Origin of the sequence: Brachybacterium sp. GCM10030267, assembly GCF_042666875.1 — a bacterium.
Classification (GTDB): Bacteria; Actinomycetota; Actinomycetes; order Actinomycetales; family Dermabacteraceae; genus Brachybacterium.
In genome coordinates, this window is sequence record NZ_JBHTCX010000012.1 from 567,557 (window position 1) to 583,676 (window position 16,120).

At 70.9% G+C, this 16,120-nt stretch carries 19 protein-coding genes and 1 tRNA gene; 6 read left to right on the forward strand and 14 right to left on the reverse strand.

What is annotated here, in order from left to right:
- The first annotated feature begins 7 nt into the window (after nt 1-7).
- On the forward strand, nt 8-814 hold the full coding sequence (gene map, locus ACFQS2_RS13630) for a type I methionyl aminopeptidase (protein ID WP_377016562.1): 807 nt from the start codon (nt 8-10) through the stop codon (nt 812-814).
- On the opposite strand, the gene ACFQS2_RS13635 is transcribed toward map, so the two are convergent.
- A complete protein-coding gene (locus ACFQS2_RS13635) occupies nt 762-1,658 on the reverse strand; it encodes an alpha/beta fold hydrolase (protein WP_377016560.1) in 897 nt (298 codons plus the stop codon). The two genes, map and ACFQS2_RS13635, sit on opposite strands and share 53 nt — an antisense overlap.
- Before the next feature lie 57 nt (nt 1,659-1,715).
- Here ACFQS2_RS13635 and ACFQS2_RS13640 point away from each other — a divergent pair, with 57 nt between their 5' ends.
- Nucleotides 1,716-2,207, forward strand: a complete 492-nt coding sequence (locus tag ACFQS2_RS13640; protein ID WP_377794082.1) for a MarR family winged helix-turn-helix transcriptional regulator — start codon at nt 1,716-1,718, stop codon at nt 2,205-2,207.
- Nucleotides 2,208-2,495: 288 nt separating this feature from the next.
- On the opposite strand, the gene ACFQS2_RS13645 is transcribed toward ACFQS2_RS13640, so the two are convergent.
- Together ACFQS2_RS13645 and ACFQS2_RS13650 are read right to left on the reverse strand one after the other, a co-directional pair.
- Nucleotides 2,496-4,106 carry a hypothetical protein gene (locus tag ACFQS2_RS13645; protein WP_377794083.1) on the reverse strand — a complete coding sequence of 537 codons (1,611 nt, stop codon included), beginning with the start codon at nt 4,104-4,106 and terminating at the stop codon, nt 2,496-2,498.
- Entirely contained in the window at nt 4,103-4,909 is an 807-nt protein-coding gene (locus tag ACFQS2_RS13650; RefSeq protein WP_377794084.1) for an ABC transporter ATP-binding protein, read from the reverse strand. Before ACFQS2_RS13650 ends, ACFQS2_RS13645 begins: the two co-directional genes overlap by 4 nt.
- Nucleotides 4,910-5,012: 103 nt before the next feature.
- Here ACFQS2_RS13650 and ACFQS2_RS13655 point away from each other — a divergent pair, with 103 nt between their 5' ends.
- From ACFQS2_RS13655 to ACFQS2_RS13665, 3 genes are read left to right on the forward strand one after another with little or no spacing between them, the layout of a single operon-like run.
- Complete coding sequence (locus ACFQS2_RS13655) at nt 5,013-5,561, forward strand: TetR/AcrR family transcriptional regulator (RefSeq protein ID WP_377794085.1); 549 nt, start codon at nt 5,013-5,015, stop codon at nt 5,559-5,561.
- The gene (locus ACFQS2_RS13660) at nt 5,554-6,267 is read left to right on the forward strand and encodes an ABC transporter ATP-binding protein (RefSeq protein ID WP_377794086.1); all 714 of its coding nucleotides are present in this window, start codon (nt 5,554-5,556) and stop codon (nt 6,265-6,267) included. Before ACFQS2_RS13655 ends, ACFQS2_RS13660 begins: the two co-directional genes overlap by 8 nt.
- Nucleotides 6,264-6,977, forward strand: coding sequence for an ABC transporter permease (locus ACFQS2_RS13665; RefSeq protein ID WP_377794087.1), 714 nt, complete (start codon nt 6,264-6,266; stop codon nt 6,975-6,977). The genes ACFQS2_RS13660 and ACFQS2_RS13665 overlap by 4 nt, the downstream gene beginning before the upstream one ends.
- A gap of 270 nt (nt 6,978-7,247) precedes the next feature.
- Here the strand turns inward: ACFQS2_RS13665 and ACFQS2_RS13670 are convergent.
- From ACFQS2_RS13670 to ACFQS2_RS13700, 7 genes are all read right to left on the reverse strand, one after another.
- A tRNA-Ala gene (locus ACFQS2_RS13670) sits at nt 7,248-7,320 on the reverse strand.
- 53 nt (nt 7,321-7,373) lie between these two features.
- Entirely contained in the window at nt 7,374-8,027 is a 654-nt protein-coding gene (locus tag ACFQS2_RS13675; RefSeq protein WP_377794088.1) for a histidine phosphatase family protein, read from the reverse strand.
- On the reverse strand, nt 8,024-8,401 hold the full coding sequence (gene rsfS / locus ACFQS2_RS13680; protein ID WP_377016542.1) for a ribosome silencing factor: 378 nt from the start codon (nt 8,399-8,401) through the stop codon (nt 8,024-8,026). Before rsfS ends, ACFQS2_RS13675 begins: the two co-directional genes overlap by 4 nt.
- Nucleotides 8,398-9,336 (reverse strand): hypothetical protein, encoded by a 939-nt coding sequence (locus ACFQS2_RS13685; RefSeq protein ID WP_377794089.1) that lies wholly within the window; start codon nt 9,334-9,336, stop codon nt 8,398-8,400. Before ACFQS2_RS13685 ends, rsfS begins: the two co-directional genes overlap by 4 nt.
- On the reverse strand, nt 9,329-9,937 hold the full coding sequence (gene nadD / locus ACFQS2_RS13690; protein ID WP_377016538.1) for a nicotinate-nucleotide adenylyltransferase: 609 nt from the start codon (nt 9,935-9,937) through the stop codon (nt 9,329-9,331). The genes ACFQS2_RS13685 and nadD overlap by 8 nt, the downstream gene beginning before the upstream one ends.
- 5 nt (nt 9,938-9,942) lie before the next feature.
- Complete coding sequence (locus tag ACFQS2_RS13695; RefSeq protein WP_377016536.1) at nt 9,943-10,122, reverse strand: hypothetical protein; 180 nt, start codon at nt 10,120-10,122, stop codon at nt 9,943-9,945.
- Nucleotides 10,123-10,210: 88 nt separating this feature from the next.
- Complete coding sequence (locus ACFQS2_RS13700; RefSeq protein ID WP_377794090.1) at nt 10,211-11,506, reverse strand: glutamate-5-semialdehyde dehydrogenase; 1,296 nt, start codon at nt 11,504-11,506, stop codon at nt 10,211-10,213.
- Nucleotides 11,507-11,711: 205 nt separating this feature from the next.
- Between ACFQS2_RS13700 and ACFQS2_RS13705 the strand changes: the two genes are divergently transcribed.
- Complete coding sequence (locus ACFQS2_RS13705) at nt 11,712-12,491, forward strand: DedA family protein (RefSeq protein WP_377016532.1); 780 nt, start codon at nt 11,712-11,714, stop codon at nt 12,489-12,491.
- 48 nt (nt 12,492-12,539) lie between these two features.
- On the opposite strand, the gene proB is transcribed toward ACFQS2_RS13705, so the two are convergent.
- From proB to rplU, 4 genes are all read right to left on the reverse strand, one after another.
- Entirely contained in the window at nt 12,540-13,703 is a 1,164-nt protein-coding gene (gene proB, locus ACFQS2_RS13710; protein WP_377794091.1) for a glutamate 5-kinase, read from the reverse strand.
- A gap of 2 nt (nt 13,704-13,705) precedes the next feature.
- Nucleotides 13,706-15,277: a GTPase ObgE gene (gene obgE / locus ACFQS2_RS13715; protein ID WP_377016528.1), complete on the reverse strand. Its 1,572-nt coding sequence runs from the start codon at nt 15,275-15,277 to the stop codon at nt 13,706-13,708.
- Between the two features lie 202 nt (nt 15,278-15,479).
- A complete protein-coding gene (gene rpmA, locus ACFQS2_RS13720) occupies nt 15,480-15,734 on the reverse strand; it encodes a 50S ribosomal protein L27 (protein WP_377016526.1) in 255 nt (84 codons plus the stop codon).
- A 37-nt stretch (nt 15,735-15,771) separates the two neighbouring features.
- Nucleotides 15,772-16,080: a 50S ribosomal protein L21 gene (rplU, locus tag ACFQS2_RS13725; protein ID WP_377016524.1), complete on the reverse strand. Its 309-nt coding sequence runs from the start codon at nt 16,078-16,080 to the stop codon at nt 15,772-15,774.
- Between the last annotated feature and the right edge of the window lie 40 nt (nt 16,081-16,120).

The following is a 16,120-nucleotide window of genomic DNA, read 5'->3' on the forward strand; positions in this document are numbered from 1 at the left end:
AGGCCCCATGATCGAGATCCTCACTCCCGACGAACTGGTCCGCGCTCGCGCGACGGGCGCCCTCGTCGGCCACGTCCTGGACACGCTCCGGGAGAGAACTACCGTCGGCACCAATCTGCTCGAGATCGATCAGTGGGCGCAGGAGCTGATCGAGGAGGCCGGAGCCACCTCCTGCTACGTCGACTACGAGCCGTCGTTCGGGCGCGGACCGTTCGGGCACTACGTGTGCACGGCCGTCAACGATGCGGTGCTCCACGGCATGCCCCGGGACCAGGCGCTCGCCGATGGGGACCTGCTCTCGCTCGATCTCGCGGTCGTCCGGGACGGGATCGCCGCGGATGCCGCCCTCAGTGTTGTCGTAGGCACCTCCGCTCCCCCGGAGAGTGTGGCGATGATCGAGGCGACCCGGCGCGCACTGGATGCCGGGATCGCCGCTGCCGTCCCCGGGGCCCGGCTCGGCGATGTCTCCCATGCCATCGGCACGGTGCTGCACGAGGCGGGCTACGCCATCAATACCGAGTTCGGCGGGCACGGCATCGGTTCGACGATGCACCAGGATCCGCACGTGCCCAATACGGGCCGGCCCGGTCGCGGGTTCCGGCTGCGCCCGGGCCTGATGCTCGCCCTGGAGCCCTGGGTCATGGCTGATACGGCGGAGCTGATCACCGGCGCGGACGGATGGACGCTGCGCAGTGCCACGGGCGCCCGTGCGGCGCATAGCGAGCACACGATCGCGATCACCGGGCAGGGCGCAGAGGTCCTCACCCTGCCGAGCGATCCTCCCCGTGAAGGAACCGCTGCAGCGCGTCGTTGAAGTCCTCGGGGTTCTCGAGATTCGGGTAGTGGGCGGCCCCGGCCACCTCGCGGTAGCTCCCGTCGGCGACCGTCTCGGCCAGCCTCCGCCCGAGCGCCCGATGATCCTCACTGTCCAGCGCTCCGCACAGCGCGAGGACCGGGACCGTGACCTGCTCGAGTCGCTCCCAGGTCCTGGTCACGGGCGTCGGCGGCTGCGGAGGGATCGGAACGCCGTCCTCCCCCACGCGCAGGTGATCGGTGACCGTCTCGCGGGCCATCCTCGCGCAGAGCTCACGAACCGCCGGGTCGACCTCGTCGATCGACCGCGCCGGCCCGGCGACGAAGCGCTCCGTGACCCCGAGCCACTCCTCGAGATCTCCCGCCTCCTGCGCCCGCTGCCAGTCGGCGAGAACCTGCAGGGTCCAGGGATCGGTGAACTCGGGCTCGCTGGTGCCGGTGCCGCTGGCGACGAGCGCAGCCGCGCGACCCGGGTGCTCGAGAGCGACGTCGACGGCGGTGCTGCCGCCCATGGACAGCCCGATCAGTACCGCGCGGTCGATCTCGAGCGCGTCGAGCAGAGCCACGACGTCGTCGGCCAGACGGTACGGGGCCTCGGCATCCGAGGACTCCCCGTGCCCCCGCGCGTCGGGGACGATGACGCGGCGGTCCGGGAAGGCCTTCAGCTGCGGGTGCCACATGCGCTTGTCGACGACCCCGCCGTGGAGCAGGACGAGTGGGACGGCCTCGGACGCATGTCCCGCGGAACCACCGGATGGCGGGGCCGTCTCAACGGGCCGAGGGATGAGGTCGTAGTAGGCGATGCGCTGGTCCGGAAGATCGAGGAACTGCGTCTCGTGCGTCATGACAACCAAGGTGTCATACGCCCGCCGTGTTGACAACCCGGGTGCCATACTCGGGGCATGTCCGCACCCCGCCACCCATCACCGCACGAACCCCTCGACCGCGACACGCTCGCGTCCCGCCTGGCCGAGGTGTACGTCGCGCTCGGGCCCGTGTACCGCCGGGCATCACGGATCGTCGAGCGTCACGAGCCGATCAACGGCATGTCCGTCGGAGTCCGGAACGTGCTGGACCAGCTGCACCGCGAGGGTGAACTCACGGTTCCCCAGATGGCGCGCGCGCAGGATCTCAGTCGCCAGTTCGTTCAACGCATGGTCCACGATGCCCGCGCGGCCGGATACGTGGAGCTGGCCGAGAATCCGGCCCACCGCCGCTCGGCCCTGGTGCGGCTCACCCCCGCGGGCCGAGCAGCCATCGACTCCGTCAGCCGGCGCGAGCACGAACTGATGGGCCGGGTCGGCGGCGATCTGACGGCGGCCGAGCTCGATGCGACGCTGCGCGTGCTGCACCACATGGACGCCGCGCTCGCCGAGATCGAGAACGAGGGATGACCATGCCACCGAGCACGCCGGCGCGGCATGCGACACGGAAGGGCCCGTGCTCCAGCAGAGGCACCGCGAGGTGATCCCCGCGCAGGCCCGAGCATGCGGGGCCGGCATCGCGAGATCTACCTGGGCGATCCGCGCCGCACCGCCCCCGAGCGGCTGCGCACTATCCTGCGCCAGCCCGTCAGTTCCGACGGGTCCGACGGGTCCGACGGGTCCGTCAGTTCCGACGGGTCCGACGGGTCCGACGGGTCCGCCGAGTTCGGTGGCTGCCTCACGGCACCCTGATCCTCGTCACGACTTCCTCAACCGCGTCGCGTCGCCCGAGGAGAAGGCCGACAGCATGGCCGGGCCGGAACGGTCCAGCAGGGCCCGGGTGATGCGCGTCAGCCCCGCGACCGCAGCCGCTCCCACCCCCGCGCCGAGCAACAGATGGACCAGCCATCCCGCGCCGGCGAGGCCCCCGATGACCACTGGGATGATCGCCGCTGCGACCACGGCGACGAAGACGGTCCACTCACCCCCGGCGGCATTGCCGGAGTCGTCGGAGGTCGAGACCCGGTCCCGTGCGTCGGCGCCGACTGCCGGCATCAGGGCGGCGAACAGGGGCGCGCCCGCGCAGGCAGCTCCGGTGGCCGCGAGCGTCATCCCCAGCGCGGGCGCCCACAGCGGCGACTGGCTGATCAGGCAGAGCACGATCGTCAGGGCCACGATCGGCAGCCCGAACAGGACCATCCAGGCCGCCTGGCGGCCGAGCACGTCGGCCCGCACGGCCCCAGGCGTGGTCAGCAGCTGCCACAGCGCGGTGCCGTCCAGAGCGTAGGTGTTCACCGCGACCATCGCGCCGAAGACCGCCGCCATCACCCCGATGAACGGCAGCGCCCAGGACCAGCTGGTGGGTGCCACCAGCGCGATCATCAACACGGGAGTGATCCAGGCGTGCCCGAGCCCGAGCTTGCGGTGGGGATCGCGGAACCAGGTCGCCAGTTCCCGATCGGCCACGCCCCGGACGGGCCCACCGGCACGAAGGCCGGTCCGCGCTGCCGAATCCGGTGCTCGCACCGCATTCTGGATCCGCGCCGGAGGACGGGAGATGGTGTACGCCGTCAGGGCGATCCATGTGCGACACAGGACCAGGCCGATGATGACGAGGCCGATCAGCGGGAGTACGGCACCGGGGACCGGGACCGTCCCGTCGCCCGAGGTCACGGCCCGGACCGCAGCCAGCCCCCACCCGGTCGGCAGGGCCAGCAGCGTATTCTCGAGCGGTGCGGGCATCGCCCCGGGCGCCGCCGGAGTCACGATCTCCGAGTCCCCCTCCCCCAGCCGGGGGAGGAAGAGGGCGACCACCGGAACCCACCCGGCGAAGGAGATCGCCAGCAGCACCGACATCTGGACCGCCGCCACCCACATGCCGACCCTCGAGCGCAGCAGGCGTGAGACCAGCGCCGCGGCGCATCGACCCAGCCAGAGCAGGAAGAACAGCTGTGCCATCGCGGCCACGGCTGCGTGGAGCATGGTGAGAGGGCCGAGCGGCGCCACGAGGATCACCATGCTGACCAGAGTCACGGCAGTGATCACGGTGCCGACGCTGATCGCTTCGCTCGGCGCCATCTCGCGGGCGATCTGCACGGGCCGTCGGGGCAGGGTGCGGAACCACTGCGGATCGAGCACCGGGGCGGACCCCGGCAGCAGGACCGGACCGATCAGCCAGGTCAGCCCGACCAGCGAGATCGCGGCGGTCACCCAACTGGGATGCACGTCCCCGCCCTGGGCCAGGACGGCCAGGACGATCACGGCGACCGCGGCGAGGAGCCCGGCGACCAGCCCGAAGGCACGTTCGTCGTTCGGGCCCGTGCGGATGATCCGCCATCGCATGGCGGCGAAGGTGACGGTCGTGCTCATCCCAGCCATGCGATGTCTCGCTGCGGGGCGGTGCCGACGAGGTCCAGGAATCTCTGGTTGAGCGTTCCCTCGCCCCTGACCTCGGCGAGCGTGCCCTCGGTGAGGATCCGCCCGCCCTGGATCAGGGCGACACGCTCGCAGGTGCGCTCGACGACCTCCATCATGTGGCTGGACAGCAGCACCGTCCCGCCCCCGGCGACGTACTGGCCGAGCAGACCCTCGATGGCGCGGGCCGAGACCGGGTCGATGGCTTCGAAGGGCTCATCGAGAACGAGCACCCGGGGACGGTGCATCAGGGCCACGGCCAGGCCGATCTTCTTGCGCATGCCGGTGGAGTAGTCGACGATCAGGGTCGTCGGCGCACGGTCGAGCTCGAGGACCTCGAGCAGGTCGTGGGCGCGCTCGCGCCACTGCGGTCCCACTCCCCGCAGCCGGGCCGTGTATTCGAGGAGCTCCGCACCGGTGAGCCGCTCCGGCAAGGAGAGCCCTTCCATCATGATGCCCAGCGCGTCGAGGACCTGCTCCCGCTGCCGCGCCGCATCGAATCCGGCCACCTCGACGGTTCCGGAATCCGGGGCGAGCAGCCCGGCGATCATCGACAGAGTGGTGGACTTGCCGGCGCCATTGGGTCCGACGATCCCATAGAACATGCCGCGCGGCACGGTCAGATCGATCGCGTCGACCGCGACATGGTCACCGAAGCGTTTGGTCAGCCCCGACAACCGGACCGCGGGCGCGGGTGCACGGCCCGGGTCGGGACCCTGCGCCTCTGGTTCATCCGGCCCCGCAGTGCGTCGATCCATGACATCAAACCTGTCACAGTTCCCACACGGCGACAACCGAGGTGTCATGTCGATCCCGCACTGACTGTGGACACCGCGGAATGTTAGTCACTAACATCTCGGTATGGCCCGTCACGAGCACACCCATACCCGGCTCATCGAGACCGCGCTGAAGCTCTTCGAGACCCAGGGCTTCGAGCGGACGACGGTGGCCCAGATCGCCGACGCGGCCGGAGTCACCCAGATGACGTTCTTCCGCCACTTTCCGAGCAAGGCCGCCGTGGTCACCGTCGACCCCTACGACCCGGCGATCGCCGCCGCGGTCGGTGCGCAGGCACCGGAACTGCCTCCCCTGCTGCGAGCGACGCGCGGTCTTCGGAATGCCCTGAGCGCACTGGACGAGCGCGAGCTGGACACGGTCCGTCGGCGAGTTCGGATCATCGCCGGTTCTGATGCACTCCGTGCCGACATGGCGGCCGCCACCTCTGCCACGGAGAAAGCCATCGCCGAGCAGCTCCCCGCCGCCTGCTCACGCCTGGCCGCACGGGCGGCCGCGGCCGCCGTGATGGCGGCACTGACGGCAGCGCTGTTCGAATGGGCGCACGATGACTCCCTCCCCATGGCCGACGCCGTCGAGGCGTCCCTGTGCACCCTTGAGGGCCGCCTTGTCTGAGCGGCTGAGCCTGCGGGGTGCGAGGCGAACGTTCGGGCCACAGGCCGGTCTGCTCGGCCTCGACCTGCACGTCGCCGCCGGAGAGATCCACGCTCTGGCCGGCCTGAACGGCGCCGGCAAGACGACCCTGATGCGGGCGGCCCTGGGCATGCTCCGACTCGACAGCGGTGAGGTCCGGATCGACAACCGGCTCCTTGATGAGCTTCCGGCGACCGCCTGGCGACGGGTGGGCCATCTCGTGGAACAACCTTTCGCGTACCCGGAGCTCGCTACCCGCACAAACCTCCAGCTCGCCGCCCGACTCCGCGGCCGCGACCTCGACTGTGCTGAGGCAGTGCTGGCGGAACTCGACCTCGAGCGCTACGCCGCGGTCCCGGCACGCAAGCTCTCGCAGGGCAACCGGCAGCGCCTCGGCCTGGCCGTCGCGCTGCAGCACGAACCCGGGCTGATCATCCTCGACGAGCCAACCAACGCCCTCGATCCCGCCGGGGTACTCCTGCTGCGCCGCGTGCTGCAGCGCCGGGCCAACGGTGGTGCCGGCATCCTTGTCTCCAGCCACCATCTCGACGAGGTCGCGCGGATCGCCGACCGGATCTCCGTGCTCAACCGGGGGCGGATCGTGGGGAGCCTGGACCCCGCAGGGCAAGAGCTCGAAAGGGCCTTCTTCGAGCTGGTCCGTGCCGATGATGAAAGCCGGAGATCATGAGCGAGCTCGCCACGGCGATCCGGGTCGAGGGATACAAGGCCTGGTCATCCCGGGTCGTGCGCACCGCGACGCTGCTGGTCGTGGGCGGCATCGCGGTGCTGGTGGGCGCCCTGGTCGCCGCGGCTCGTGCCGGCAACCAGCAGATCCTCACGCAGCTCGGCCCGCTGGCCGACGCCGAGGGCTGGGAGCTCCTGACCGGCGTGACCGCCCAGATCACCGCAGTGGGTGGTCTTCTCGCCTTCGGCGTCGTGCTGAGCTGGAGCTTCGGTCGGGAGTTCGCCGACGGCACGATCACGGGCCTGTTCGCCCTTCCGGTCCCCCGCGCCATGATCGCCCTGGCGAAACTCATCGTGCATCTGGCGTGGGTCAGCGGCATCGCCCTGGTCCTGCCGCTGCTGCTCCTGGCGACCGGTCTGCTGCTCCGCCTCGGGCCCATCGACGGCGAGGTGCTGCGCCAGCTGACGCTGCAGGCCGCTCTCACGGTCGGCGTCGGACTGCTCGGGCTCCCGGCGGCCTGGGCCGCGACGGTGTGGCGGGGTCAGCTGGCGGGCATCGCCGTGGTCCTCGGCGTGCTCATCGCGGTCCAGGTCACGGCGATCGCCGCACCGGGCGCCGCCGTTGCCGCAGCCCCGTTCGCCGCCGTCGGAGTTCCGCTCGTGTTCGCCGCGCTGACCTGCCGTGCATGGAGCCGACTGCAGCTGGATCGGTGAGCAGGATCAGCTGTCCGCAGGGCCCAGCAGCGCGAGCAGGAGGCGTTCGAGCTCGGCACGATCATGCTGGGAGATGCTCGTCAGGCGGCGGTCGGACTCGGAGGGCGGAGGTGAACATCGTGAGGTCGCCGGTGCTCTGCAGCGTATGGCCGATGCCGGCGCTGGGATGAGCTAGAGCTGCAGCTCGGGAGATACGCGCGACACACAGCAGAAGGGCCCCACCATCAGGTGGGGCCCTTCTGACGAGTCACTGTCTCACGGTTTCTCGAGTGGAGCTAAGGGGATTCGAACCCCTGACCTCTTCCATGCCATGGAAGCGCGCTACCAACTGCGCCATAGCCCCGTATCGGGTGCCGCCCCGGAAGGCGACTCATCGATGGTACATCGCTGCTGACCTCAGATGAAATCGGGACCGACGTTGTGTGACAGCAACCTCATGAGTCGCCCGTCCGGGTCCGATCGCAGCGGTTCCAGCACCGAGCGATGGCAGTTCTCCAGCCCCGCCAGACCACGGAACTCGTTCGCGTCCAGTCCCAGCAGAGCGGTGATCGCGAGCGTGATCGCCGCGCCGTGGGTGACGACCATGACGGTGCCTCCGCGGTTATCGGCGACCAGCTGCCGGCAGGCCGCCGCCACGCGGGAGCCGACGGCGGGCCGGTCTTCGACGTCCAGCCCCGTCACCTCACGGTGGTCCCGCCAGGCGGCGTGCTCCGTGGGCCAGCGCCGACGGATCTCGTCACCGGTCAGGCCTTCCCACTGCCCGAAGCCACGCTCGAGGAAGGCCTCGTCCGTGGAGACCTCGAGACCGCACGCCTGGCCGATCGCGCGCGCCGTCTCGTGAGCGCGCTGCAGCGGGGAGGAGACGATGAGATCCGGCGGGTTCTCCGCGACCGCGGCCGCCAGCAGCGCGGCCTGCTTGGCTCCGGCGGCGTTCAGCGGGATGTCGACCTGGCCCTGGAGGCGACCATCGCGGTTGAAATCGGTCTGGCCGTGGCGCACGAGGACGAGGCGGGTGCTCGCGAGACCGCCCATGGACAGCGAGGAGCTCACGCCGGGCGGCCCTCGTCGATCTGCAGATCCACCAGCGGGGCGTCGCGCCACAGGCGCTCGAGCGCGTAGAACGCCCGGTCCTCGGCGTGCTGGACATGCACGACGATGTCCCCGTAGTCCAGGAGCACCCAGCGGGCGTCGCGCTGGCCCTCCCGGCGCAGGGGCTTGCGGCGCCGCTCCTTGAGCAGGGCCTCCTCCACGCCGTCGACGATGGCGGAGACCTGGCGCTCCGAGTCGCCGCTGCACACGAGGAACAGGTCGGTGATCACGACCTGCTCGGAGACGTCGAGGCCGATCACCTCTTCGGCGAGCTTGTCGGAGGCGGCCTGGCCGGCCACCCGGGCGAGGTCGAGGGATTCTTCGGGGGCGCTCACGCGGTCGATTCCTCCACATGGGGATGGTTGTTGAACAGGTCGTGCACGGTGAGGTCCAGGGCGGACGCCTCGCCGGGGCCGATCACTCCGCTCAGCAGCAGTGCGACCAGCACGATCAGTGCGAGCGCGATGAGGGCCCACACCAGCCACAGCAGCGGGCGGCCGCCGGAGCGCTCGGGGCGGTGCAGCACCTTGCCGTCGAAGCGCGGGGCGGGTCGGGGATCAGGGGCGTCGGTGATCGACAGCTCCCCCAGCTCCACACCGTCACGGTCGCGGTCGATCACGGCCGTGCGGCGCGCCGGCTGGGACCGTCGGGCAACCTGCGCTGCGGCGCCGGGCAGCGGCGCGGACGCGCCGGACTGTCGGCCCTGGCCGGCCTGGTGGCTCGCGTCCGGAGTGTCCGTGGACTGTCCGGTCTGCCGGGACGTCGCCGCGCCCGCGGCGTCCACGGCGTCCGGGTCGCCCCCGGTGCTCGGCTCGTCCCCGGGTTCGCCCCCGCGGGCGGCCCCGGACGTCACCTCGGCCCCGGGCGCCTGCTCGGACGCCGACGTGCCTGCGGTGTCGTCGGAGGCAGAAACGTCCTGACCCTCCGTGGCACCCTCCGCACCCTCCGCACCGGACGCCGGCGACGAGGCCGTGACGTCGGCAGCAGAGGAATCGGGGGCCTCGGTGGGCTCCGAGGACTCGACGGTCCCCGCGACCTCTGCCTCGGGGGCGTCGCTGAGCTCGATGATCCGCGCCCGTCGGCCGAACTTGCGCAGCGTCGGGACGGGGGCGTCGGCCGAGGGCGGCGCGACGGGGCCGCGCACGCTGGGGACCGGTGGCTGCTCGCCGGTGATGGCAGCTGCGGTGCGAGTCTCCAGAGCGGCGCTCTCCTCGGGGCTCAGCGCGCGAGCGCGGCGCCCGCGACGCGGGCTCGTATCGGACTCAGTCATCGCCGTCACCTCCTGTGTAGAGGGCGTACTTGTTGATGTATTGGACGACCCCGTCGGGCACGAGGTACCAGACAGGACCGCCGGCGGCGACTCGGGTGCGACAGTCCGTGGAGCTTATCGACATCGCCGGCACCTCGATCAGGGAGACGCCATCGGCCGGCAGGCCGGAGGTGTCCAGCTCATGACCCGGCCGGGTGACGCCGACGAAGTGGGCGAGGGAGAAGATCTCCTCCGAGTCCTTCCACGTCAGGATGGACTGCAGGGCGTCGGCGCCGGTGATGAAGAACAGATCCGCGTCGGGGTGGATCGTCCGCAGGTCGCGCAGGGTATCGATGGTGTATGTGGCCCCCGGGCGGTCGATGTCGACTCGGGAGACGGTGAACACCGGGTTCGCGGCGGTGGCGACCACGGTCATCAGGTACCGGTGCTCCGGGTCCGAGATGCTGCGGTCGCCCTTCTGCCAGGGCCGGCCGGTCGGGACGAAGACGACCTCGTCCAGCCCGAAGACGCTCTGGACCTCGCTGGCGGCGACGAGGTGGCCGTGGTGGATGGGATCGAACGTCCCACCCATCACGCCGATCCGTCGTCGCTGCTGCTCCATCCCGATCAGTGGTCGCCGGGCTTGTCGGACTTGCGCCGCTTTCGCTGGTTCGCCCCTCCGGTGAGGTAGGTGACTCCGAGCAGGATCATCATGATGACGAAGACGCCGATGCCCACCATGGGAGCCGGCACCCCGCCGGTCGCGTGTTCGCCGGACTCGGCGAGGATCATGAGCTGGTCGATCATGTTCTTCAGGGCCTTTCCACGGGTGACCGGCCCATCATCCCACAGGGGCGCGCACGCTCAGGCCTCGACGCGCGTGATGGGAGTGGCGTCACGGGCGCACGTGCCCCTGCCCGATCACGAGCCACTTGCCGGTGGTCATCTCCCTCAGGCCCATCGGGCCGCGCGCGTGGAGCTTCTGGGTGGAGATGCCGATCTCCGCACCGAATCCGAATTCGCCGCCGTCGGAGAACCGGGTGGAGGCGTTGGCCATCACCACGGCGGAATCGACCTCGGCCAGGAACCGCTGCTGGCTGAGCAGGTCCCGGGTCAGGATCGATTCGGTGTGGCCGGTGGAATGCTCGCGGATGTGCGTGAGCGCCTCGTCGAGATCCTCGACCACCTTCACCGCCAGGTCCAGGGCGAGGTACTCGGTGTCCCAGTCCTCCGCGGTCGCCGGGAGGACCTCGATGTCCGTGTCCGCTTCGGCGAGGATGCCGGCGGCCGTCTCGTGGGCGTGCAGGCGCACCCCTGCCTCGGCGAGCGGCCCGGCCAGGCGGGGAAGGGCGGCGCCGGCGATGTCGCGGTGGACCAGCAGGGTCTCCAGCGCATTGCACACCCCGATGCGCTGGGTCTTGGCGTTGGTGACGATTGCGGCGGCCTGATCGAGGTCCGCGCTGGCGTCGATGAGGATGTGGGTGTTGCCGGTGCCGGTCTCGATGACCGGGACCAGCGAGTTCTCGACGACGCGCCGGATCAGCCCGGCGCCGCCGCGCGGGATCAGCACGTCGATCAGGCCGCGGGCGCGCATCAGGACGTCGGCACCGTCGCGTCCGTGCTCGTCGATGCCCACCACGAGATCCTCGGGCAGATCGTGCTCGGCCAGCACGGAGCGGAGCACGGCGATGAGAGCGGTGTTGGAGTGCAGGGCCGCGGAGCCTCCACGCAGGACGACCGCGTTGCCCGACTTCAGGGCGAGGCCGGCGGCATCGACCGTGACGTTGGGCCGGGCCTCGTAGACTATGCCGATCACGCCGAGGGGCACGCGGAGCTCACGCAGCTCGAGGCCGTTGGGCAGCACGGAACCGCGGATGACCTCGCCGACGGGGTCCGGCAGCGCCGCCGCGTCGCGAAGCTGGTGGGCGATCTTCTCGACGCGCTGAGGGTCCAGGGCCAGCCGGTCGCGCAGCCCCGGTGCCATGCCGGCGGCATCGGCCGCCTCGAGGTCGCGGGCATTGGCCGAGACGATCTCATCGGCGCGAGCGACGAGGGCGTCTGCCATTGCGTACAGCACGGCGTCCTTGGTCTCGCGGTGCAGGCGGGCCAGGGCGGGCTGGGCGTCCTTGGCGGCTCGGGCGGCCTCGCGCACCGCCTGCTCGACGTCGGTGACCTCGGGTGCAGCAGTCATGGAACGAGCTTAGCCGCCGATGCCGCCCGATTCCGCTCGAGCCCAGGCGTCGGGACAGCGGCCGTGCGCCCCGGCGCGGTCCCGGGCTTCGGCGGTTCCGCCCAGGGAACCTTGCGGTTATCCCCATAGCATCACGAGACCGGTGCCGGAAGACTGTGCTTCTTCACCCCCGAACGACCCGGCCCCCGAGGAGACGCGACCGCCGATGGATTCCGTGATGCAGTTGGTCGAGACGGTCATGGCCTCACCCTGGCTCTACCTCGTGGTGTTCCTCGTCGTCGCGATCGATTCGGTGCTCCCGGTGGTTCCCGGGGAGACCGTCGTCATCACCGCCGGTGCCTACGCCGTGGTCCAGTCCTCTCCCGAGGCCCAGTGGCTGCTGCTGGTGGCCATCGCCGGAGCGGTCGCCGGGGACATCACCTCCCACCATGTCGGACGCGGCGCCGGTCCCCTCACCCGCCGTCTGCGGCGCAATCGGGTGGGCGAGAAGCTGTTCGGCTGGGCCGAGAACGGACTGATGACTCGCGGCGGCATGATCATCATCGCCGCGCGCTTCATTCCCGGCGGACGCACCGCCACCTCCATCGCCTCGGGCATGATCGGCTATCCGCGCCCGCGGTTCATCGGTTACTCGCTCCTCGCCGGAACAGCGTGGGCCACGTACAACGTCGCGATCGGCATGCTGGGAGGCTTCGCCTTCCGCGAGCAGCCGCTGCTGGGTGTCGCCATCGGCGTGGGGCTGGCCCTCGTGGTGGGTCTGATCATCGAGCGCGTGCGGATCGCCCGGGAACGACGACAGGGCCGTGCCTCCGGCACGGCCGCAGCGGCTGCGCCGGGGGCCGCTGCGTCCGCGGACGGTGCACCCACGCCGGCTGCGCGCACGCAGTCCGAGCACGACGAGGTCGCCGGGCGTCGAGCGCAGGGCACCGAGCCGCGCGAGCCCGATGACACCGCCGAGCAGGAGCGGATCTACGCCGGCGACTGAGACCGTCCATGTCGCCGGCCGGCGGCACGGGCCCCGGGCTGAGCGGTCTCAGAGCACCACCAGCTGGTCGCGGTGGACAGCGGGGCGGCGATACCGCTCCCCCAGCTCTTCGTGCAGCTCCCCGGAGCCACGCCCGCTCATGGCGCGCAGCTCGTCGCTGCTGAAGGACGTCAGCCCGCGGGCGAAGATCTCCCCCTCGGGCCCGGCGATGTCCACCGGTACGCCCGAGGGGAAGGTTCCCTCCACGCCCGTGACGCCCACGGCGAGCAAGGATCGCCGCCGGGTCCGCACGGCCTGCGCGGCTCCTTCGTCGAGCGTGAGGGTGCCTGCGCCCCGGGTCGCGAAGCGCAGCCACACCAGCCGCGACCGGCGCCGGCCGTGGTGACCGGGGAAGAAGGTACCGACATCTTCCCCGGCAGCGGCCGCAGCGAACCGCGGCGCCGAGGTCAGCACGGCAGCAGTGCCGGTCGTGGAGGCGAGCTGAGCGGCGGAGAGCTTGGTGACCATGCCGCCGGTGCCGATCTTCGAGCCGACGCTGCCGATGCTCACATCGCTCAGCCGGGCGGCGTCCTCGACCACGGCGATGCGCTGGGCGCCGGGCTCGCGCGGCGGCGCGGTGTACAGCGCGTCGACATCGGTCAGCAGGAACAGCGCGTCGGCCCCGAGCAGCTGCGCCACGAGGGCGGCGAGCCGGTCGTTGTCACCGAAGCGGATCTCGTGGGTGGCGGTGGTGTCGTTCTCGTTGACCACCGGGACCACATTCAGCTCGAGCAGGGACTCCAGCGCGCTGCGCACGTTGCGGTAGGTCTGCGGGCGGATCACGTCGGATTCGGTCAGCAGCACCTGTCCGGTGATCCGTCCGTGCCCGCCGAAGGCGCTCGACCACGAGGTGGCCAGCAGTGCCTGGCCCACGCTCGCCGCGGCCTGCTGGAGCTCGACGGAGCCGGGCCGCTCGGGCAGGCCCAGCGGACCCAGAGCCGCCGCGATCGCGCCCGAGGAGACGATGACGACCTCGGTGCCTCGCTCGGCCAGCGCCGCGGCGGTGGTCGCGATCGCATCGACCCGGTCCTGATCGAGCCGACCACGGTCATCGGTCAGGCTCGAAGAACCGATCTTGACCACGATGCGTGCGGCCTCGCCCAGCATCCCGCGCTCGGTGAGCCGGGCCGGCTGGCGCAGGCGCGCACCGGTGCCGTTCGCCGTCCCCGCCATCCTCAGCGCTCCTGCTCGTCGGACTCCTCAGGCGCTGATGGCGCTGGTGGCTCGGACGCGGCGGACGGCTCGGCCCAGTGCCCGGCACGGCGCTCCTCGTCCATCGCGGCGATGCGGTTCATGCGGGCCTGGGTGCGGGCGCGCTGCTCCTCGCGCTTCTCGTCACGGGTGGGGCGGTGATGGTCCTCGAGCCGCCGATCGGACCCGCGCACGCCGAGCAGCTCGGCGCCCCCGACCATGGTCGGCTCCCAGTCGAAGACGACGGCGTCGTCCCCGGGTCCGATCAGCACGGTGGACCCGGCGACGGCGCCGGCGGAGAACAGCTTGTCCTCCACGCCCAGACGGGCGAGGCGATCGGCGAGGTATCCGACGGCCTCGTCATTGGTGAAGTCGGTCTGGCGCACCCACCGCTCGGGCTTGTCGCCGACGACGCGGTAGGCGGTGCCGCCGTCGTACTGCTCGGTGACCACGCGGAACTCCTCCGCGTCCACTGCCCTGGGAGTGATCACGATGGGAGCGGCCTCCGGGGCGGGCAGCGCGGCGCGTGCCTGCTCGACCAGCTCGCCGAGGACGAAGGACAGCTCGCGCAGGCCCTTGCGGTTCAGGGCGGAGACGTCGAGGATCGGCACGTCCCGCTCTCCGAGGCGTTCCCGGACCATGTCCGCCATATCGGCCCCGTCGGGCAGATCAGTCTTGTTCAGCACGATCACGGTGGGCCGCTCCATCAGCGGCACACGGGTCTCCGCCTGCTCATCCAGACTGCTGGCATAGGTGGCCAGCTCGTTCTCGATCGTCTCGAGATCAGTGACGGGGTCGCGCTCCGATTCGAGGGCCGCGGCGTCGAGGACGTGGACGATCACGTGGCAGCGCTCGATGTGGCGCAGGAAGTCCAGGCCCAGGCCCTTGCCCTGGCTGGCGCCGGGGATCAGACCCGGCACGTCGGCGATCGTGTAGCGGAACTGGCCGGCCTCGACGACCCCGAGATTGGGCACCAGGGTGGTGAACGGGTAGTCGGCGATCTTGGGCCGCGCAGCGCTCATCGACGCGATCAGCGAGGACTTCCCGGCGCTGGGGAAGCCGACCAGGGCCACGTCGGCCACGGACTTCAGCTCCAAGATGAGGCTGCGCTCCTGGCCGGGCTCGCCGAGCAGCGCGAAGCCCGGGGCCTTGCGCTTGGTCGTGGCCAGGGCCGCGTTGCCGAGTCCGCCGGAGCCGCCGCGGGCGGCGACGAATCGGGTGCCGATGCCGATCATGTCGGCCAGAACGGTGCCGTCCTCGGTGGCGACGACCGTGCCGTCGGGCACAGGCAGGACGAGGTCCTCACCGCGCGCGCCATGGCGCAGGTCGCCCTTGCCGAAGCCACCGTTGGTGGCGCTCTGGTGGGGCTTGTGGTGGTAGGCGAGCAACGTGGTCGTCGAGGCGTCGACCTCGAGGATCACGTCACCGCCGCGGCCGCCGTTGGCGCCGTCGGGCCCGGCCAGCGGCTTGAACTTCTCGCGGCGGATGGAGGCGGCGCCGTGGCCGCCTGACCCTCCGGCGACCTGCAGCCTGACGCGGTCGACGAACGTGGCCATGGGTGACCTCCGATGGTGGAGCGGATGGAGGGGGTGGAGTGAGCAGGTCGCTGGGGCGCGTCGGCGGGTCGGTGCCGACGAGCCCCGAGCGGTCGGTGGCGGGAGCGTCCCGAGCAGCTGGGTGCAGATACGCGTCGAGGGGCGGAGCAGTCGGCTCCGCCCCTCGAAGGCAGTTGTGTGCCCCGGATTCCGGGGCGGCAGATCAGACCGTCTCGACGACGTTGACCACGCGGCGATCACGCTTGCGGCCGAACTCGACGGTGCCCGCGTTCAGCGCGAACAGCGTGTCGTCGTTGCCGCGGCCCACGCCGTCACCGGGGTGGATGCGGGTGCCGCGCTGACGCACGAGGATCTCACCCGCGCCGACGACCTGGCCGCCGAAGCGCTTGACGCCGAGGCGCTGGGCGTTGGAGTCGCGCCCGTTCTTGGAGGAGCTGACGCCCTTCTTTGATGCCATCTGGAATCAATCCTTCTTCCGTGTTCGAAGGGATCGCTCAGGCGATGCCCGTGATCTTCAGCCGGGTCAGCTCCTGGCGGTGGCCCTGGCGCTTCTTGTACCCGGTCTTGTTCTTGTAGCGGAGGATGCGGATCTTCGGACCACGGAGGTCCTCGACCTTCTCGGCGGAGACCTTCACGTCGGCCAGCTCGGCCTGGGCGGAGGTCACCTTGTCACCGTCGACCAGCAGCACGGGGGCGAGATCGACGTTGTCGCCCGCCTCGCCTGCCACGCGGTTGATCACGATGGTGTCACCGACCGACACCTTCTCCTGACGACCGCCTGCGCGGACGATTGCGTACACCACGTCACTGCTCCATCTTGTGATTCGGATATGTCTACGGGTC

Excerpts from the sequence above, each read along its gene's own strand:
- map (WP_377016562.1), top strand. The coding sequence starts at position 8 with ATGATCGAGATCCTCACTCCCGACGAACTGGTCCGCGCTCGCGCGACG.
- ACFQS2_RS13635 (WP_377016560.1), bottom strand. The coding sequence starts at position 1,658 with ATGACGCACGAGACGCAGTTCCTCGATCTTCCGGACCAGCGCATCGCC.
- ACFQS2_RS13640 (WP_377794082.1), top strand. The coding sequence starts at position 1,716 with ATGTCCGCACCCCGCCACCCATCACCGCACGAACCCCTCGACCGCGAC.
- ACFQS2_RS13645 (WP_377794083.1), bottom strand. The coding sequence starts at position 4,106 with ATGAGCACGACCGTCACCTTCGCCGCCATGCGATGGCGGATCATCCGC.
- ACFQS2_RS13650 (WP_377794084.1), bottom strand. The coding sequence starts at position 4,909 with ATGGATCGACGCACTGCGGGGCCGGATGAACCAGAGGCGCAGGGTCCC.
- ACFQS2_RS13655 (WP_377794085.1), top strand. The coding sequence starts at position 5,013 with ATGGCCCGTCACGAGCACACCCATACCCGGCTCATCGAGACCGCGCTG.
- ACFQS2_RS13665 (WP_377794087.1), top strand. The coding sequence starts at position 6,264 with ATGAGCGAGCTCGCCACGGCGATCCGGGTCGAGGGATACAAGGCCTGG.
- ACFQS2_RS13685 (WP_377794089.1), bottom strand. The coding sequence starts at position 9,336 with ATGACTGAGTCCGATACGAGCCCGCGTCGCGGGCGCCGCGCTCGCGCG.
- nadD (WP_377016538.1), bottom strand. The coding sequence starts at position 9,937 with ATGGAGCAGCAGCGACGACGGATCGGCGTGATGGGTGGGACGTTCGAT.
- ACFQS2_RS13695 (WP_377016536.1), bottom strand. The coding sequence starts at position 10,122 with ATGATCGACCAGCTCATGATCCTCGCCGAGTCCGGCGAACACGCGACC.
- ACFQS2_RS13700 (WP_377794090.1), bottom strand. The coding sequence starts at position 11,506 with ATGACTGCTGCACCCGAGGTCACCGACGTCGAGCAGGCGGTGCGCGAG.
- ACFQS2_RS13705 (WP_377016532.1), top strand. The coding sequence starts at position 11,712 with ATGGATTCCGTGATGCAGTTGGTCGAGACGGTCATGGCCTCACCCTGG.
- proB (WP_377794091.1), bottom strand. The coding sequence starts at position 13,703 with ATGGCGGGGACGGCGAACGGCACCGGTGCGCGCCTGCGCCAGCCGGCC.
- obgE (WP_377016528.1), bottom strand. The coding sequence starts at position 15,277 with ATGGCCACGTTCGTCGACCGCGTCAGGCTGCAGGTCGCCGGAGGGTCA.
- rpmA (WP_377016526.1), bottom strand. The coding sequence starts at position 15,734 with ATGGCATCAAAGAAGGGCGTCAGCTCCTCCAAGAACGGGCGCGACTCC.